This is a genomic window from Blastococcus tunisiensis, assembly GCF_900112815.1.
Lineage (GTDB): Bacteria > Actinomycetota > Actinomycetes > Mycobacteriales > Geodermatophilaceae > Blastococcus_B > Blastococcus_B tunisiensis.
The window spans coordinates 49,847-65,990 of record NZ_FOND01000006.1 but is presented as its reverse complement, the minus strand read 5'-3'; the positions used below and the strand labels follow the sequence as shown (position 1 = coordinate 65,990).

Here is a 16,144-nt window from a genome sequence, read left to right as displayed (position 1 = left end):
GGTGCCCTGGGCAGCATCCTGTCGTCGGTGGCCGTGCCGCTGATCCAGCAGGTGCTGGGCGGGCAGCAGAAGAGCGGCGCACCGATGACCGCTCCTGCCGTCCCGGCGGGGAACGGGGCCATGGGTGAGGTCGACGAGAAGTTCTGGGGCGCGTTGGGCAGCGTCCTGGTCAACGTCGCCACCACGGTGGCCGTGCCGATGATCCAGCAGGCGCTCGGCGGGCAGCAGAAGAGCGGTGCACCGATGACCGCTCCGGCGCAGCAGACCGGAGAGGTGGACGAGAAGATCTGGGGTGTGCTGGGCAGCATCCTCACGTCGGTGGCCGTGCCGCTCATCCAGCAGGCGCTGGGTGGGCAGCAGAAGAGCGGCGCACCGATGACCGCTCCGGCGCAGCAGACCGGAGAGGTGGACGAGAAGATCTGGGGTGTGCTGGGCAGCATTCTCACGTCGGTGGCCGTGCCGCTCATCCAGCAGGCGCTGGGTGGGCAGCAGAAGAGCGGCGCACCGATGACCGCTCCGGCGCAGCAGACCGGAGAGGTGGACGAGAAGATCTGGGGTGTGCTGGGCAGCATCCTCACGTCGGTGGCCGTGCCGCTCATCCAGCAGGCGCTGGGTGGGCAGCAGAAGTCGACGGTGGCGATGGGCTACCCGTACAACTGGACGGTGCAGCCCCAGCAGTGGGGACCGCAGTTCACGTTCCCGACGCCGCGGTCGGCCCAGTCACCCGTGTCGGCGTGACCCGCTGATCCGTCCGCAGGGACGCACGACGGTCTGTTCTCCCGGATCAGGGGAGGGCAGGCCGTCGGCGTCCGCGGCCGGCATGCAGGGCAGGTACCCCGCCGACGCGTTCGCGATTCCCGAGGGGGAGACGTGCTCAGGACGAAGGACGTGCGCAGCGGCGGCTGGCGCACCGTGGAGAGCTTCTGGAACGCGAAGGGCACGGCCTTCTTCCGGGCTCCGCAGGGCGCCCGCATCAAGGTGCGCTACGGCGTCGGCTTCCTCGGCAAGGACGCCCAGAAGCAGACCCTGGACGGATCGCGCTACGCGAAGCTGTCCGTCGGCTTCGGGTCGCTCGCCAGGGCGCGCATGCAGATCCGGGTCGACCGGTCGACCGCGGTCACCTATGACGTGTACGGCGGCGGGGTGGCGGTCTCCAGCCCGGAGATCCCCTTCTGAGACCCCATGGCCTTCGGCCGCCTCGAACGATGGAAGTCGCCGACTTCCTTCACAGCCACCCGGGTGCACCCGCCGGGACTACTCCGGTGCGGCCGCCGGTGCGGCCGCGGCGGCGGCCGCCCGGGCCGCGAGGTCGGCGAACGCCTCGCGGAGCGCGGGTGGGTCGACGACCTCGATGGCCGCGTCGAAGCGGGCGAGGGTCGCCGCGAGAGCGGCCCACGACCAGGAGCCGAGCCGGACGAGGCAACGCCCGGGGTCGCGCTCCTCGACCGTGCCGTCACCGGCGAAGGGCAGCACCTCCGAGGCGGGGCGGCCGAGGACCACCATGCCCCGGCAGGGCCAGTCCTCACCGCTGGAGCCGCGGAACCGGGCCGCGAGGAAGGCCGCGACGTCGCCGCCGGGGACCTCCCGGGGGACGAAGCGCGGACCGTTCGGCGTCCGGGGGACGACGCGGTCGGCGCGGTGGATGCGCCAGTCCCCGCGGTGGGGATCCCATCCGACGAGGTACCAGCGGCCGCCCCGGGCGACGAGGTGGTGCGGCTGCACCTGGCGGGGCGGGCGCGCGGCCGCCTCCCGCCCCTGCTCGGCCGGGGACCGGTAGTCGAAGCGCAGTTCCTCCCGGGCGCGGATGGCCGCTCCGATGTCGAGCAGGACGCCGGGATCGGCCTGCGGGTCGGCACCCCCGCGCTCCACCGGGGTGACCTGGATGCTGTCGATGCGGGCGCGCAACCGGGTGGGCATCACCTGCCGCACGGTGCCGAGCGCGCGGGCGGCCGCCTCCTCGATGCCGGCGCCCGTGCCCACGGCCGTGCGCAGGGCGACGGCCAGCGCCACCGCCTGCTCGTCGTCGAACAGCAGCGGCGGCAGGTGGCTCCCCGCGTCGAGCCGGTAGCCGCCGTCCGGCCCCCGGACCGCGCTGATGGGGTACCCGAGCTCCCGCAGCCGGTCGATGTCGCGGCGGAGGGTGCGCTCGCTGACCTGAAGCCGCTCGCCGAGCACCGGGCCCGGCCAGTCACGGCGGGCTTGGAGCAGGGACAGCAGACGCAGCAGCCGTTGCGAGGCGACCGGTGCCGACGTCCTGGGCATGCCGGCCATTCTTCCCGGAGTACCGGACATTCTCTGACCTGAACTGCGACGACTGTTCCTCCTGGCGCCGGGACGTCCGGCGATCTCGACAGCGAGGAGCAGTCATGACGGTGCAGACGGTCGCCCACCTGAACTTCCACGGCCAGGCACGGGAGGCGCTGGAGCACAACGCGTCGGTGTTCGGGGGCCGGACGGTCATCGCCACGTACGGCGACGTGGGGATGCCGCCGGAGCTGCCGGACGCCGGCGACGTCGTGTTCGGCCAGGTCGTGGGCGCCGACGGGTTCGGCGTCATGGCCTACGACGTCCCCGGCCAGGCCCGGACGTCGGGCACGGTCGCGGCCGGCGCGGCGCCGACCACCCGCCGGGAGAACGGCGTCACCCTGACCGCGCAGCCGTTCTTCCTGTCCGTCCGCGGGCAGAGCGTCGACGAGGTGGGCGCGCTGTGGGAGAAGCTCGCCGTCGGCGCCACGGTGGTCGAGCCGTTCGGGCCCTCCCCGTGGGCACCGGCCTCCGGCATGCTGACCGACAGGTTCGGGGTCACCTGGATCCTCGACGTCGCCGCACCCGGCAACGGCTGATCCCCGGCCGGCCGGAGCACCCACGCCGGGCGACCCCCCGGCGCCGGCCGCGCCGGGGGTCGTACGACACTCGGTCGTCGCGAGCCCGAGCGCATCCGACGCCGGCGGGGCCTCTCCGGCCCGTCCGGAGCCCCCTCCGCCAACCGCCAGGAGAGCTGACATGGACCGACACACGGCACGCGCCCGCTTCGCCGCCCAGGTCGCCGCGGGCCGGCCGATCATCGGTGGCGGCGCGGGCACCGGGATCTCGGCGAAGTCTGCGGAGGCCGGCGGCATCGACCTGCTGATCATCTACAACTCCGGGCGGTTCCGGATGGCCGGGCGCGGCTCGCTGGCCGGGCTGCTCGCCTACGGGGACGCCAACGCGATCGTCGTGGACATGGCCGCCGAGGTGCTGCCGATCGTCCGGGACACCCCCGTCCTGGCGGGGGTCAACGGCACCGACCCGTTCCGGCTGATGGGGCCGTTCCTCGACGACCTCCGGCGGCTCGGCTTCACCGGCGTGCAGAACTTCCCGACCGTGGGCCTCATCGACGGCGTCTTCCGGGCCAACCTCGAGGAGACCGGCATGGGCTTCGACCTGGAGGTCGACATGATCCGCCTCGCGCACGAGAAGGACCTGCTCACCGCGCCCTACGTGTTCGACGAGGAGCAGGCCCGGAAGATGGCGGACGCGGGGGCCGACATCCTCGTCCCGCACCTGGGCCTGACGACGAAGGGCTCGATCGGCGCCGCCACCGCACCGACCCTCGACGAGTCCGTCGCCCGGGTCCAGGCGATGGCCGACGCGGCCAGGGAGGTCAACCCGGACATCCTGTGCCTCTGCCACGGCGGCCCCATCGCCGAGCCGGCGGACGCCGCCTACGTCCTGCAGCGCACGCAGGGCGTGGTCGGCTTCTTCGGGGCCTCCTCGATCGAGCGGCTGCCGACGGAGGTCGCCATCCGGTCCCGGACCGAGGAGTTCAAGGCCATCGACATCGACCGCTGACCCGGGTAAGGCCCGCCGGGTCGGGCCACGTGCACGGGGCGGCGGGACGTCGCGGCGCAGACCTACGGAAGGAGTGCCACCGATGGCTGACCTCATCGGCGCAGTCGACCAGGGCACCACCAGCACCCGCTTCATGGTGTTCGACCACGGGGGTCAGGAGGTCGGCCGCTACCAGTTGGAGCACGAGCAGTTCATGCCGCAGGCCGGCTGGGTGGAGCACAATCCGGTGGAGATCTGGGAACGCACCCAGACCGTCATCCGCACCGCGATGAACCGCCTGGGCATCAGTGCCCCCGATCTCGCCGCGATGGGCATCACCAACCAGCGCGAGACGACGGTCGTCTGGGACCGGCGCACCGGCCGCCCCCTGTACAACGCGATCGTCTGGCAGGACACGCGGACCGACCGGATCGCCGCCCGGCTGGAGCGGGAGGGCAAGGGGGAGGTCATCCGGCACCGCGCCGGGCTGCCCCCGGCGACGTACTTCGCCGGCGGCAAGATCCAGTGGATCCTCGAGAACGTCGACGGCGTCCGGGAACTCGCCGAGCGCGGGGACGCGCTGTTCGGGACGACGGAGACCTGGCTGCTGTGGAACCTCACCGGCGGCACGGACGGCGGTGTCCACGTCACCGACGTCACCAACGCCTCGCGAACCATGCTGATGGACCTGGAGACCCTCGGCTGGGACGACGAGCTGCTCTCCTTCTTCGGCGTCCCCCGGGCGATGCTCCCCGAGATCCGGCCCTCCTCCGACCCGCAGGGCTACGGGACCAGCCGCACGGCCGGCCCGCTCGGCGGTGAGGTGCTCCTGAGCGCAGCCCTCGGCGACCAGCAGGCGGCCACGGTCGGCCAGGTCTGCTTCGAGCCGGGAGAGGCGAAGAACACCTACGGGACCGGCAACTTCCTGCTGCTCAACACCGGTACCGAGCTGGTCCGCTCGCAGGCCGGGCTGATCACCACCGTCTGCTACCGGTTCGGCGACGAGCCGGTCCGCTACGCGCTCGAGGGGTCCATCGCCGTCACCGGGTCGGCGGTGCAGTGGCTGCGCGACCAGCTCGGCGTCATCCGCGACGCCGCGCACAGCGAGGTGCTGGCCCGCGAGGTCCCCGACAACGGTGGCGTCTACTTCGTGCCGGCGTTCTCCGGGTTGTTCGCGCCGTACTGGCGCTCCGACGCCCGCGGGGCGATCGTCGGGCTGTCCCGGTTCAACACCCGTGGGCACATCTGCCGGGCCACGCTCGAGTCCATCTGCTACCAGAGCCGTGACGTCGCCGAGGCCATGGAGTCCGACTCCGGGGTGCACCTCGACGTCCTGAAGGTGGACGGCGGCGTCACCGCGAACGAGCTGTGCATGCAGATGCAGGCCGACATCCTGGGGGTCCCGGTCAGCCGGCCGGTCGTCGCCGAGACCACCGCGCTCGGCGCGGCCTACGCCGCCGGCCTGGCCTGCGGGTTCTGGAAGGACACCGACGAGCTCCGGGACAACTGGGCCGAGGACCGCCGGTGGGAACCGCAGTGGGACGACGCCCAGCGCGCCGCGGGGCACGCCGGATGGCGGAAGGCCGTCGAGCGGACGCTGGACTGGGTCGACGTCGAGGACGACACCGCCGCGGACGTGGCCCCCTGACCGCCGGGCGCCGTCGTCCGGTCGCTGGCAGGGTGGCGGCATGGTCGCTTCCTCTCCCGTCGTCGTGGTGACCGGTGCGAACGGGCTGGTGGGCACCGCCGTGTGCCGCGCCCTCGTCGACCGGTCCGCGCAGGTGCGGGCCGTGGTCCGCCGTGCCGGCAGCGCACCCGCGCTCGACGGGGTCACCGAGCACGTGGGCGAGTTCGCCGATCCCGATCTCGCCCGCGAGGTGACCGGGGGCGCCGACGCGGTCGTCACGACGATCCACCCGATGGGGTCGCCCCGGGAGGTGCAGCACCGGGTGGGCGTCGAGGGCACGGCGGCCCTCGCGCGGATCGCCCGGGACGCCGGCGTCCCCCGGCTCGTGCACGTGTCCACGGCCGGGGTCTACGACCGCTCGCCCGGCCTCGGCGACGTGGCCGAGGACGGCGCCCTCCTCCCCGAGGGCAGTGGCGACTACCCCGACACCAAGAACGCCGCCGACCGGGCACTGGCGCAGGTCGGCGGGCTCACGACCGTGCTGGTCCGCCCGCCGGCGATCCTGGGCCCCGGGGACACGTCGGTCTGGAACACGCTGCGCCCGCGGGAGGTCCGCAGCGGTGAGCGGCGGGCGAACCCGGCCATGACCTGGGCCTGGGTGCACGTCGAGGACCTGGCCGCCTTCCTGGCGGACCTGGCCACGGGGGCCGTCGCGACCGCCGACGACCCGGAGCGCGGTCCCGTGGCCGGCGCCACGACCCCGGTCGTCGTCGCCGGCGAGCCCGCCACCTGGCGGGACTACCTGGGCACGGTGACCGACGCGCCCGGCGTCGCACCCGAGTGGACCGACGAGCCGGCCTGGACCGGGCAGCTGCTCGCCGACCGCGCGCGCCGGTGGGGCTGGACGCCGCGGGTGGGCCTCGCGCAGGCCATGGACGAGCTGCGGCGGGACCTGACGGCGCGCGCGTGACGGCCGGGACGGGGCAGGGCCGGCTGGCTAGCCTCGTCCCGGGCCGGGACGTCCGTTCCCGGCCGTGCGGACAGCAGGGAGGGACCAGGTGGCTCCAGGGAACGCGTACCGGCCCGGCCGGGACCACACGTCGCGGACGTATCCGGTGGTGCCGCCGATCTACCAGACGACGACGTTCGAGCTCGACGACACCTCCTACGCCGACATCCAGGGGACCGGCGGCCTGCGCGAGACGTGGTACTCGCGGTTCAGCAACCCGACGGTCGACGCCGCGGCGGCCGAGGTCGCCCGGCTGCACGGTGCGGCGCGGTCGCTGATGACGGCCAGCGGCATGGCGGCGATCGCCACGACGCTGGTCACGCTCCTGCGCAGCGGGGACACCCTGGTGGCCGCGCGCCAGGTGTACGGGGACACCGACGACCTGCTGACCCGCGACCTGCCCGCGCTGGGGGTCACCGTCATCCGCGTCGACGCCTTCGACACCGCCGCGTGGGAGCGCGCCGTCGCCGAGCACCGGCCCGCCGTCCTCTACGGCGAGACGCTCTCGAACCCGCAGCTGCGGCTGATGGACATCCCCGCCGTGGCGGGGATCGCGCACGGTGCGGGCGCCCGCCTGGTCGTCGACAACACCTTCGCCACGCCCTTCTGCACCCGGCCGCTCGCGCTCGGGGCCGACGTCGTCGTCGAGTCGGCGACGAAGTTCCTGGCCGGCCACTCCGACGTCGTCGCGGGCGCCGTCACGCTCGACGACGGCGCGCTGGCCGAGGAGGTGCAGCGGCGGCTGATCACCTTCGGCGGCTGCCTGGACCCGCACGCGGCGTTCCTCGCCTGGCGCGGGATGCGGACCTTCGGTGTCCGGCTCGCCGAGTCGTGCCGGACGGCCGAGGTCGTCGCCACCAAGATGGCCGACGAACCCGGCATCGAGCACGTCCGCTACCCGGGGCGGCTCGACCACCCGGACGCCGGCGCGGTCGCCGACGCGGTCATGCCCGGGCCGAAGGGCGCGATGCTGGGCCTCGTGCTCGCCGGCGGGGACGAGCGCGTCCTGCAGGTGCTGCGCCGGCTGGAGGTGGCGGTCGAGGCGACGAGTCTCGGGGGCGTCGAGACGCTGGCGAGCGTGCCGTTCAACTCCTCGCACTTCACCATGACCCCCCAGCAGCGGCTCGACGCCGGCATCCCCCCGGGTCTGCTGCGGCTCTCGGTCGGGCTGGAGGGCGAGGAGGCGCTGGTCGCCGATCTGCGGCAGGCGATCAGCGCGACCGGCGGCAGCTAGTACCGCGACGGGCAACCTTCGCCTGCACGCACTCGCGCCCAGGAACATCGTGCGCAAGTCGGCAGCTTCCCTTCCGGGAACTGCTGACCAGCGCACATTGTTCGGCCGCGGCAGACGCCTCCCGCAGGGGCGAACGTTGGCAGCCGGGGCACTAGTTGTCGGCGTCGAGGGGACGGCAGAAGCGGTCGATGGCCACCACCAGTGCCTCGGCGTAGCCGCGGAGCTGCCGGAGGTCGCCCCACTCGTCGGCGGCGTGCAGCCCTCCGCCGGCGGGTCCGCACACCACGGTCGGCACGCCGGCGCCCTCCCAGAGCGCCGACTCCATCCAGTACGGGACCCCCACCCCGTCCGGTCGGCGGCCGTTGCACCCGGCCAGGGCGTCGGTGAGCACGGTGGCGAGCTCGGATCCGGCGGGGGACGTGCCGTCGTGCTCCCACGGCTCGCGGGCCAGCGCCAGCGCCGCGCGTCCCTCGACGCACGGGTCGTCGCGGCGCAGCGCGCCGAGGATCCGCTCGACCTCGTCGAGCCCGACGGTGGCCGGCTCGCCCGGCACGGTCCGGCGCTCGACGACCGCGGAGGCGGCGTCGGCCAGGACGAACGGCGAGGTACCGCCGCGGACGACGGTCGACATCAGCGACCCGGTCCCCACGACGGGGTGGGCGGGGCCGGCGGCCAGCTCCGCGTCGCGGGCCTCGACGGCGGCCAGCAGCCGGCCGAGGTGGACGACGGCGTTCACGCCGTCCGCCGGCTGCGAGGAGTGCGCGGCCCGCCCGGTGAGCGACACCTCCACGACGGAGTACCCGCGGTGCGCCACGGCGAGGTCGAGCTCCGTCGGCTCGCCGACCAGGCAGGCGTCGGGCAGCCGACCGGCGAGCCGCCCGAGCACCGCCTCCGTGCCCACGCTCGCGTGCTCCTCGTCCGCGACCAGCGCCAGGACGACGTCGCCGGCCGTACCGCTGGCCGCCGCCGCTTCGGCCGCCGCGACCATGGCCGCCACGCCGCCCTTCATGTCGCACGCCCCGCGGCCCTGCAGGCGGTCCCCGACGATCCGGCCGGCGAAGGGTTCGGCCATCCCGGCGACGCCCACGGTGTCCAGGTGACCGTTCAGTGCGAGGGTGCGGCCGCCACCCGACCCGCGGTGCGTGGCGAGCAGGCTGGGCCGGCCGGTCGCGCCGGCCGCGGGGACGACCGCCACGTCGAAGCCGCGGGCGGCGAGCCGGTGGGCGAGCCGGTCCACTACGGCGGCCTCGCCGGCCGCGCCGGGGACGAGACCCGGGTTGACGCTGTCGATCCGCACCAGTTCCACGGCGAGGCGGACGGCGACGTCCGCCACGCCGGAACCGGTCACGCGGTCAACGTCGCACATCCGGCCGGCACGTGCCCGGCATCTCGTGCCGGTCGCCGTGGTCCTCGGCGGGGGCCGTCGACGCCAGGCGTCGGCGCAGGCCCTAGCGTGACCGTCGAGGACACCGCGGGCCGGAGGCCCCCGAGGACAGGAGAACGCCGTGATGTCGCCGCAGCCGGGGGCACCGGACGCCCAGCAGGACGTCGGCTTCGGCCTCTTCGACTGGATCGACGCCGCGCCCGGGAAGACGGCGGGGGAGGTGTACGAGGACCGCCTGGCCCTGCTGCGCGAGGCCGACCGGGGAGGCTTCGCCACCTACCACCTCGCCGAGCACCACGGCACCCCGCTGGGGCTGGCGCCCTCGCCCGCGGTGTTCCTGGCCGCCGCCGCCCGGGAGACCACGCGGATCCGGCTCGCGCCGACCACGTTCATCGTGCCGCTCTACGACCCGCTGCGGCTGGTGCAGGAGATCGGCATGCTCGACCAGCTCAGCGGCGGGCGGCTGGAGATCGGGGTCGGCAAGGGGTCCTCCCCGCACGAGGCCGCGATGTTCGGCCTCACGCCACCGGGGACGGCGGAGCGCTTCGAGGCGCTGATGCCGGCCATCCTGGAGGCCCTGGAGACGGGGGCCTTCCGGCGCCCGGGTGGGAACGGCGACGCCGGCCCGATCCCGCTGCACGTCCCGGTGCGCCAGCGGCCGCACCCGCCGCTGTGGTACCCGACGTCCAACCCGGCCTCGATCCCGCGGCTGGGGGAGCAGGGCTACAACGTCATCTTCGGCTTCGGCTTCTTCTCCCCACCGACGGACGTCGTCCGGGAGCAGAGCCGGCTGTTCTTCGAGCGCTTCCGGGCCGCGAGCGAGCGCGGGGAGGTCCGCTACGGCCTCCCCGGGGTGACCCCGCGCTTCGGGCTGATGCGGCACGTGGTCGTCGCGCCGACCGACGAGGAGGCGCTGGCCCTGCTCCGGCCGGCCTTCGCCGACCACCACCGCAACTTCACCCACCTCTGGCGGCTGCACGGGGACGAGCAGCGCAGCCGGCCCGTGGACGTCGACCAGCTCCTCGCCGAGGGGAAGCTGTTCGCCGGTTCGCCGGAGACCGTCGCCGGCCAGGTGTCCGACGCCGTGTCGCTCGGCGAGGTCAACTACGTCGCCTGCTCCTTCGCCTGGGGCTCGCTGGCGCCGGAGACGGCGCAGCGCTCGGTGCAGCTGTTCCGCGACGAGGTGATCCCCGCCGTCCGCGGGGTCGCGGTGTCCGCGGGTGGCTGACATCCCCGCGGCGGACGCTCACCCGGGTGTCACGGTGCGGTCGGACCTGGTCTACGCCACCGAACGGGGGGTCGAGCTGCACCTGGACCTCTACCTGCCGGCGACGCGGCCGGCACCGCTGTGCCTCTGGTTGCACGGCGGTGGCTGGGTGCGCGGGTCGCGCACCGCCCGCGCCGCCGAACGGCTGGTGCCCATGGCCCGGAACGGGATGGCGGTCGCTGCCGTCCAGTACCGGTTCAGCGGTGAGGCGCCGTTCCCCGCCCAGCTGGACGACGTGCGGGCGGCGGTCCGGTGGCTGCGCCGCAACGCGGCGGACCTCGCCCTGGACGCCGAGCGGATCGGCGCGTGGGGGGCCTCGGCGGGCGGTCACCTGGCCGCGTTGCTGGCGCTGTGCCCGGACGAGCGCGACCGGGACCTGGGGGACAGCTCGGTGCAGGCCGCCGTGTGCTGGTATCCGATCACGGACCTGACCCGCCGGGAGACCGACGTGCCGGAGGGGCCGCTGCCCTCGTTCGCCACCGGGCCGCCCATGGTCCCGCCCCCCGAGGCACGCCTGCTCGGCGTCGAGTCCCTGCGACAGGCGGCGGCCGCCGCCGCGGCCAGTCCGATCACCCACGTGCACCCCGGGGCGCCGCCCTTCCTGCTCATGCACGGCGACCGGGACGGCTGGGTGCCCTCGGAGCAGAGCCGAGCTCTGCACCGGGCCCTGCAGGTGGACGGCGTCCCGACGTCGCTGCTGCTGCTGGCGGGGGCCAACCACGAGGACCCGGCGTTCGAGACGCCGTCGAGCCTCGCCGCGGTGGCCGCCTTCCTGCGCAGCGCCCTCCTCCCGGAACCCCACCGTCCCGGGGACGCGGCGGAGGCCGGCAGCACCGCGGGCTGACCCGCCACGCCGTCGCGCACGGCGGACGAGCCGCGGGGTGGGGCGCGACGCCCGTCCGGTGGTGGCGGTCCGGGCCCGGCACGGCCCTCGGCCCGGGTCGCTCCCGCGGCCCCGGGCCGATACCGTCGATCCGCCACGATCACGGTGGAGGGGCCATGATCCGCATCCGGTCGGTGAGATCACCGGGTGCCCGCTGCGTGCCCCGCGCCCGCGCCGCGGCAGCAGGCCGCCGATGAACGGCGAGGGGACCGGGAGCCTCGACCCGAAGGGGCCGAACGCGGAGTCCATCGCGGACACGTGGTGGCTCATGCTCGGCCTCGGTGTCGCCGTGTTCGTCCTCTTCGCCGTGCTCCTGGGGGTGGGCCTGTTCCGGCGCGGGCGTACCGGGGAGGCGGCACCGTCGGAGCGGCGATGGATCGTGGGTGGCGGCGTGCTGCTCCCGGTCGTCGTCCTGGTCGTGGTGTTCGGGTCCACGGTGGCCGCGATGAGGACGCTGTCGGAGGACGCTCCACCCGGGGCGCTGGTGGTCGAGGTCACCGGCCACCAGTGGTTCTTCGAGGTCGACTACCCGGCGGAAGGCGTCAGCACCGTCGGTGAGCTGCACCTCCCGGTCGGCCAGCCGGTCGAGTTCCACCTGACCTCCGCGGACGTGATCCACAGCTTCTGGGTGCCGGAACTGGGCGGCAAGATGGACATGCTGCCGGACGGGGTGAACGTGCTCGTGCTCGAGGCGGACGAGCCGGGGGAGTGGGGCACCCAGTGCGCCGAGTTCTGCGGGCTCGAGCACGCGACCATGCGGCTGACCGTCGTCGCGGAGACCCCGGCGGACTTCGCCGCCTGGATCGAGCGACAGCAGTGAAGGCGCCTGCGAGCCCCCCGGGGGAGCCGGCCACGCCCCGGACGCGGCCGACGGCCCCCGACCGGGACGACTCGTGACCGCCGACGCGGGCGCACCCCGCCCCGGCGGCGACACACCCGAGGTCACCGACCCGGGAACGGCCGAGGAACTGGACCGCATCTGGGACGACCCGCCCGGGCTGCGGGGACAGCTGACCGGCGTCCAGAACGACCTCGTCGGCAAGCGCCTGGTGCTGACCGGGTTCTTCTTCCTGCTGCTGGGCGGCAGCTTCGACTCGCTGCTCATGCGGCTGCAGCTCGCCTTCCCCGAGCAGGAGCTGGTCTCACCCCAGTTCTACAACGAGCTGTTCACCAACCACGGCTCGGTGACGATGTTCCTCGTCATCCTGCCGATCTTCGAGGGCTTCGCGATCCTCATCCTGCCCTCCATGCTGGGCAGCCGGGAGATGCCGTTCCCGCGCCTCGGCGCGTTCTCGTACTGGACGTTCCTGTTCGGTGGCCTGCTCTACTACAGCAGCGCCCTCTTCCAGCTGGTGCCCGACGTCGGCTGGTTCGCCTACGTACCGCTCTCCGGACCGGAGTACTCACCCGACCTGGCGGTCGACTTCTGGATCCTCGGCCTCGGCGTCGCGGAGGTCGGGGCCATCGCGGCCGGGGTGGAGATCATCATCGGCATCCTGAAGATGCGGGCCCCCGGGATGACGCTCACCCGGATGCCTCTCTTCGCCTGGGCGTTCCTGGTGATGGCGTTCATGATCGTCTTCGCCTTCACGCCGCTGATCGTCGGCAGCCTGCTGCTCGAGCTGGACCGCGGGTTCGGCACCCAGTTCTTCGACCCCCAGCTCGGCGGCAGCTCGCTCCTCTGGCAGCACCTGTTCTGGATCTTCGGCCACCCCGAGGTCTACATCCAGTTCATCCCCGCGGTGGGGGTCGTGGCCACCATCCTCCCGGTCTTCGTCCGGCACCGGCCCGTCGGCTACATCTGGTTCGTCGCCTCGCTGGTCTCGATCGGCTTCCTCTCCTTCGCGCTGTGGGCGCACCACATGTTCGCGGTCGGCCTGCCCCCGCTGGTGCTCAGCTTCTTCGCCGCGGCCAGCATGGCCATCTCCATCCCGGCGGGCGTCCAGTTCTTCTCCTGGCTGGCCACCATCTGGGTGGGGCGGCCGGTGTGGCGGACGCCCTTCCTGTTCGTCATCGGCTTCCTGATCATCTTCGTGATCGGCGGGATCACCGGCGTGATGGTCGCCTCCGTGCCCTTCGACCTGCAGGCCCACGACACCTACTTCGTCGTCGGGCACCTGCACTACGTGCTCATCGGCGGCGTCGCCTTTCCGATCTTCGCCGGTGTGTACTACTGGTTCCCGAAGTTCACCGGGAAGCTGCTGGACGAAAAGCTGGGCAAGTGGAACTTCTGGCTGCTGTTCGTCGGCGTCAACGTCGCCTTCTTCCCCATGCACCAGGTCGGCCTCATGGGGATGCCGCGGCGCGTCTACACCTACGAGGCCGGCCAGGGCTGGGAGATCTTCAACCTGATCTCGACCATCGGGGTGCTGATCATCGTCCCGGGGATCGGGGTGTTCGTCTGGAACGTCGTCCGCACCATCCGGCGCGGTGAGCGGGCCGACGCCAACCCGTGGGGCGCCGACACCCTGGAGTGGGCACTGCCGTCCCCACCCAAGCAGCACAGCTGGACACAACCGCCGATCGTGCGCAGCCGGCACCCGCTGTGGGACCAGACCGAACTCGACCGGGGGGAACCACAGCTCGAGCGGTTCGTGCGCGGGCTGGGGCAGTGGCCGCTGAAGTGGCGGGCGGCAGTGGTCGTCGGCACGGCGGACGGCCGGCCCGTGGAGGTCTTCCGGGTCTCGAACCCGTCCATCTGGCCGTTGATCACCGCGGGCGGCGTGGTCCTCATCTTCCTCAGCGAGCTGGTCAAGCTCCGGTGGGGAGCGGCGGTCGGGGCGGTGATCATCGTCCTGTCGGTGATCGCGTGGAACTGGCCGCAACCCCCGCCGATGACGGCGACGGAGGAGGACGAGTTCGAGCGCGAGTACGGCGTGCCGGTCAACGCGCACGGCAGCGTGATCGTCGCGCGGACCGGCACCCTGCTCGCCATCCTGTTCGTCGCGGTCGCCTTCTCGGCTCTGCTGCTCAGCTACTTCTACCTGCGCCTGGACAACCCGCAGTGGCCGCCGCCGGGCGTCGGCGACCCACCGCTGGGCCTGGCCTCGGTGGCCGCGGCGCTCGTGGCGATCAGTGCGGTGGGGGTGCCGTTCGCCCGACGGCAGATCTCGCAGGGCGACATGCGCGGCTTCCGCGTCGGCCTGTGGGCCGCGCTGGTGCCGGCCGGCGCGGGGGTGGCGGTCCAGGTCGTGGACCTGGTGCGGCTCGACGTGGCGTGGACGGCGCACGCCTACGGTTCGATCTTCTTCACCCTGGCGGGCTTCGTCCTCCTCGTCGCCGCTGCCGCCCTGATCATGCTGGCGATGGTCATGTACTGGGCGTCCCGGGGCACCTACACGTACCGGCGGCACGCCCCGATCGCGAACGTGGCGCGGTTCTGGGTGGCGATGGCGGTCATCTGGGTGCTGGGCTTCGCCACGCTCTACCTGGGACCGGTCCTGACATGACCGCCGGCCGCTCCTCCGAGAGCCGCGTTCCTCGCCCGGACGAGGCGGCCACGTCCAGCAGGGGCACGCCCGCCCCGGTCGACGTGTCGGTCGACACCCGGGCGGTGGTGGTCGTCGCCGTCCTGCTGGCCGGGCCGGTGATCAGCTCCGTGCACTTCATGCTGGTCTACCTGGTCGCCGAGGCCGGCTGCACCGGGGACGGTCCCGGGCTGGACGCGTTCGACCCTCCCGTCCCCACCGTCGTCACGCTCGTCGCCACCGCGGTGGCCGCCCTCGCCTGCGCGGCGACCGCATGGTGGGGCCTGGCCCGGTGGCGGGCGTTCCGCCGGTTCCGCGGGGAGGCGGGGAGCGAGGAGCTCGTCGACCGGCAGCCGCTGGCCTTCGGCGGTTTCGTGCTGTCCGTGCTGGGGCTGGTCACCGTGCTCTTCGTCGGCCTGCCGGCGCTGTTCCTGTCGGCATGCGCCTGATGGACGCCGGCCGGGGCGCCACGCTCGCGCACGACGGCTCGCACCTGACCCCGGAGACCCTGTGGACGGCCTGGAGCGCCGACCCTGTGGTGGTCGCCGGGTTGCTGCTGGCGCTCTGGGCCTACCTGCGCGGCCGCGGTCGTCGTGCCGTCGACGGCGAGAGGTGGCGGGCACGGTGCTTCGGTGGCGCGCTCGTCGCCATCGCCGTCGCCCTGCTCTCACCGCTGGACGCCGTGTCGGGGGCGCTGGCGTCCGCGCACATGGTCCAGCACCTGCTGCTCACCCTGATCGCGGCCCCGCTGCTCGTCCTGAGCGCCCCCGGAGCCAGGCTGGTGCGTGGCAGCCCCGCGGCCGTCCGCCGCGCGATCGGCCCGTTGCGACGGCGGTTGCGCCTGGGCCGGGTCGCGCACGCCCTGCGGCATCCGGGAACGGCCTGGCTGCTGCACGTGGGGACGTTCTGGGCCTGGCACGCGGCGGTCCTCTACGACGCCGCGGTGCGGAACACCGCCGTCCACGCCCTCGAGCACGCGACCTTCCTCCTCACCGGCGTGCTGTTCTGGCGCACCGTCATCGGGGTCCGCGCCGCCAGAGTTCCCGCCGGTCTGGGCGTGCTGCTGCTCTTCGGCCTGGCGATGTCGAGCGCGCTGCTGTCCCTGCTGCTCACCTTCGGCCGCAGCCCCTGGTACACCGCCTACGGGGAGACGACGCACGTCTGGGGGCTCGCGCCCCTCGCCGACCAGCAGTTGGCCGGCGCGATCATGTGGGTCCCGGCCGGCCTGGTGCACGTCGTCGTCGCAGTCGGCCTGCTCGTCGCGTGGATCCGCGGGACCGAGGACGGCACGGATTCCGCGGCCGCGGCTGCCGGCCTCGTTCCCACGCGGGTGGGCCCGGAGCCGTGAACGACCATCTCGCGGAGCACTCTGCAGCGGCTCACCGGCACCGCCGGGGGATCCCGCCGCGATGCGCCGTCACGAGCTCGTAACGGCCGTTCGCCGGACTTCGCGTCCGGCGTGG

Annotated in this window: 15 protein-coding genes; 13 read left to right on the top strand and 2 right to left on the bottom strand. The window is 73.7% G+C overall.

Annotated features, from left to right (window positions below; genetic code table 11):
• On the top strand, positions 1 to 738 hold a 738-nt coding region (locus tag BM142_RS09470; protein ID WP_217640655.1), incomplete at its 5' end, for a hypothetical protein.
• Positions 739 to 870: 132 nt separating this feature from the next.
• Positions 871 to 1,176 (top strand): hypothetical protein, encoded by a 306-nt coding sequence (locus tag BM142_RS09465; RefSeq protein ID WP_139228817.1) that lies wholly within the window; start codon positions 871 to 873, stop codon positions 1,174 to 1,176.
• A 78-nt stretch (positions 1,177 to 1,254) separates the two neighbouring features.
• Here BM142_RS09465 and BM142_RS09460 read toward each other — a convergent pair whose 3' ends face one another.
• The gene (locus tag BM142_RS09460; RefSeq protein WP_175527191.1) at positions 1,255 to 2,262 is read right to left on the bottom strand and encodes a helix-turn-helix transcriptional regulator; all 1,008 of its coding nucleotides are present in this window, start codon (positions 2,260 to 2,262) and stop codon (positions 1,255 to 1,257) included.
• A 104-nt stretch (positions 2,263 to 2,366) separates the two neighbouring features.
• Here BM142_RS09460 and BM142_RS09455 point away from each other — a divergent pair, with 104 nt between their 5' ends.
• The 5 genes from BM142_RS09455 (at position 2,367) to BM142_RS09435 (ending at position 7,680) form a co-directional block, all read left to right on the top strand.
• A complete protein-coding gene (locus BM142_RS09455) occupies positions 2,367 to 2,843 on the top strand; it encodes a VOC family protein (protein ID WP_092196640.1) in 477 nt (158 codons plus the stop codon).
• A gap of 160 nt (positions 2,844 to 3,003) precedes the next feature.
• On the top strand, positions 3,004 to 3,831 hold the full coding sequence (locus tag BM142_RS09450; RefSeq protein WP_092196637.1) for a phosphoenolpyruvate hydrolase family protein: 828 nt from the start codon (positions 3,004 to 3,006) through the stop codon (positions 3,829 to 3,831).
• An 82-nt stretch (positions 3,832 to 3,913) separates the two neighbouring features.
• Entirely contained in the window at positions 3,914 to 5,458 is a 1,545-nt protein-coding gene (glpK, locus tag BM142_RS09445; RefSeq protein ID WP_092196634.1) for a glycerol kinase GlpK, read from the top strand.
• A gap of 40 nt (positions 5,459 to 5,498) precedes the next feature.
• Positions 5,499 to 6,407, top strand: coding sequence for an NAD-dependent epimerase/dehydratase family protein (locus BM142_RS09440; protein WP_092196631.1), 909 nt, complete (start codon positions 5,499 to 5,501; stop codon positions 6,405 to 6,407).
• An 88-nt stretch (positions 6,408 to 6,495) separates the two neighbouring features.
• On the top strand, positions 6,496 to 7,680 hold the full coding sequence (locus tag BM142_RS09435) for a trans-sulfuration enzyme family protein (protein WP_175527190.1): 1,185 nt from the start codon (positions 6,496 to 6,498) through the stop codon (positions 7,678 to 7,680).
• Positions 7,681 to 7,831: 151 nt separating this feature from the next.
• On the opposite strand, the gene BM142_RS09430 is transcribed toward BM142_RS09435, so the two are convergent.
• Complete coding sequence (locus tag BM142_RS09430; RefSeq protein ID WP_175527189.1) at positions 7,832 to 9,028, bottom strand: M20/M25/M40 family metallo-hydrolase; 1,197 nt, start codon at positions 9,026 to 9,028, stop codon at positions 7,832 to 7,834.
• 160 nt (positions 9,029 to 9,188) lie between these two features.
• Between BM142_RS09430 and BM142_RS09425 the strand changes: the two genes are divergently transcribed.
• The 6 genes from BM142_RS09425 (at position 9,189) to BM142_RS09405 (ending at position 16,029) form a co-directional block, all read left to right on the top strand.
• Positions 9,189 to 10,292: an LLM class flavin-dependent oxidoreductase gene (locus BM142_RS09425; RefSeq protein ID WP_254790747.1), complete on the top strand. Its 1,104-nt coding sequence runs from the start codon at positions 9,189 to 9,191 to the stop codon at positions 10,290 to 10,292.
• Entirely contained in the window at positions 10,285 to 11,175 is an 891-nt protein-coding gene (locus BM142_RS09420; RefSeq protein ID WP_254790720.1) for an alpha/beta hydrolase, read from the top strand. The genes BM142_RS09425 and BM142_RS09420 overlap by 8 nt, the downstream gene beginning before the upstream one ends.
• A gap of 232 nt (positions 11,176 to 11,407) precedes the next feature.
• Positions 11,408 to 12,034, top strand: coding sequence for a cytochrome c oxidase subunit II (coxB, locus tag BM142_RS09415; RefSeq protein WP_092196620.1), 627 nt, complete (start codon positions 11,408 to 11,410; stop codon positions 12,032 to 12,034).
• A gap of 73 nt (positions 12,035 to 12,107) precedes the next feature.
• Positions 12,108 to 14,663, top strand: coding sequence for a cbb3-type cytochrome c oxidase subunit I (locus BM142_RS09410; RefSeq protein ID WP_092196617.1), 2,556 nt, complete (start codon positions 12,108 to 12,110; stop codon positions 14,661 to 14,663).
• Positions 14,660 to 15,130, top strand: coding sequence for a hypothetical protein (locus BM142_RS24475; protein WP_175527188.1), 471 nt, complete (start codon positions 14,660 to 14,662; stop codon positions 15,128 to 15,130). Before BM142_RS09410 ends, BM142_RS24475 begins: the two co-directional genes overlap by 4 nt.
• Positions 15,121 to 16,029, top strand: a complete 909-nt coding sequence (locus tag BM142_RS09405) for a cytochrome c oxidase assembly protein (protein WP_175527187.1) — start codon at positions 15,121 to 15,123, stop codon at positions 16,027 to 16,029. The genes BM142_RS24475 and BM142_RS09405 overlap by 10 nt, the downstream gene beginning before the upstream one ends.
• The last annotated feature ends 115 nt before the right edge of the window (positions 16,030 to 16,144 follow it).